Annotated in this window: 2 protein-coding genes; both read right to left on the bottom strand. The window is 64.9% G+C overall.

The annotated features are described in order from the left end of the window. Positions 1–63: 63 nt before the first annotated feature. Positions 64–996, bottom strand: a complete 933-nt coding sequence (locus tag AC1Q5P_RS21870; RefSeq protein WP_039337171.1) for an electron transfer flavoprotein subunit alpha/FixB family protein — start codon at positions 994–996, stop codon at positions 64–66. Further along, positions 996–1748, bottom strand: coding sequence for an electron transfer flavoprotein subunit beta/FixA family protein (locus AC1Q5P_RS21865; protein ID WP_492520021.1), 753 nt, complete (start codon positions 1746–1748; stop codon positions 996–998). Before AC1Q5P_RS21865 ends, AC1Q5P_RS21870 begins: the two co-directional genes overlap by 1 nt.

Below are 1748 nucleotides of genomic sequence, written 5' to 3'. Positions count from 1 at the left end.
TTAACCCATTTGGAGTGTTTCCCCGGGGAAACACTCCAGCTTGGCGTTGTGGTCGAGTGGGGTTCAGAGCTTGCCGGTCAGTTCCGGGACGAGCGTGAAGAGGTCGCCGACGAGGCCGATGTCGGCGACCTGGAAGATGGGCGCGTCTTCGTCCTTGTTGATGGCGATGATGGTCTTGCTGTCCTTCATGCCGGCAAGGTGCTGGATCGCGCCCGAGATGCCGACGGCGATGTAGACTTCGGGTGCCACGATCTTACCGGTCTGGCCGACCTGATAGTCGTTGGGCACGTAGCCTGCGTCGACCGCGGCGCGCGATGCGCCGATGCCGGCGTTGAGCTTGTCGGCGAGCGGGGTGATGATCTGCTCGAACGTGGCAGCGTCCTTCAGCGCGCGGCCGCCCGAGACGATGATCTTGGCGCTGGTCAGTTCCGGGCGCTCGCTCTTGGCGATCTCGGCGCTGACGAAGGTCGACAACCCGCTGTCGCCGGTGGCGCTGACGGCTTCGACGCTGGCCGATCCGCCAGTGGCGGCAGCCTTGGCAAAGGCGGTGCCGCGCACGGTGATGACCAGCTTGGCGTCAGAGCTTTCGACCGTGGCGATGGCGTTGCCGGCGTAGATCGGACGGGTGAAGGTCTTGGGCCCTTCGACCGAGAGGATGTCCGAGACCTGCATCACGTCGAGCAGCGCGGCAATGCGCGGGGCGACGTTCTTGCCGGTGGTCGTGGCAGGCGCCACGAAGGCGTCGTAATCGGCCATCAGCCCGGCGACGAGCGGGGCGACGTTTTCAGCGAGCGCGTTGCCCAGCGATGCGTCGTCGGCCTTGAGCACACGGGCGACGCCGGCGATCTGCGCAGCAGCCTGTGCGGCGGCATCGCAGTTCGATCCGGCAACCAGCGCAGTCACTTCGCCCAGTTGAGATGCGGCAGTGACGGCGGCGAGCGTGGCGTCCTTTACGGAAGCGTTGTCGTGTTCGACGAGAACGAGAACCTTGGACATCAGGCTACTCCCATTTCCTTGAGCTTGGCGACCAGCGTGTCGACATCGGGCACCTTGATGCCGGCTGAGCGCACCGGCGGTTCGCTGACCTTGAGCGTCTTGAGGCGCGGCGCGATGTCGACGCCGTAGTCGGCGGGCGACTTGGTGGCGAGCGGCTTGGACTTGGCCTTCATGATGTTGGGCAGCGAAGCATAGCGCGGCTCATTGAGGCGCAGGTCGGTGGTGACCACCGCGGGCAGCGCCAGCTTCACCGTCTGCAGGCCGCCGTCGATCTCGCGCTTGACGACAACCGCATCGCCCTCGACCGAGACTTCGTTGGCAAAGGTGCCCTGGGGCCGTCCCAGCAGCGCGGCGACCATCTGGCCGACCTGGTTGCTGTCATCGTCGATCGCCTGCTTGCCGGTGATGATCAGAGCAGGCTGCTCCTCATCGGCAATGCCCTTGATGATCTTGGCCACCGCCAGCGGCTCGACCTCGGTGCCCTCGTCAATCTGCACCAGCACCGCCCGGTCCGCACCCATCGCCAGCGCCGTGCGCAGCGTTTCCTGGCTCTTGGCAACGCCCACCGACACCGCCACGATCTCGCTCACCACGCCCTTTTCCTTCAGGCGAATGGCCTCCTCCACCGCGATCTCGTCAAACGGGTTCATGCTCATCTTCACGTTCGCAAGATCAACACCACTCCCATCCGCCTTCACACGTGGCTTCACGTTGTAGTCAATCACCCGCTTCACGCAGACCAGGGCTTTCAT

This window comes from Novosphingobium sp. GW835-FHT14H07 (assembly GCF_058793515.1).
Note: the sequence above shows the minus strand (reverse complement) of the source record. Positions and strands in the feature narration are given on the sequence as shown.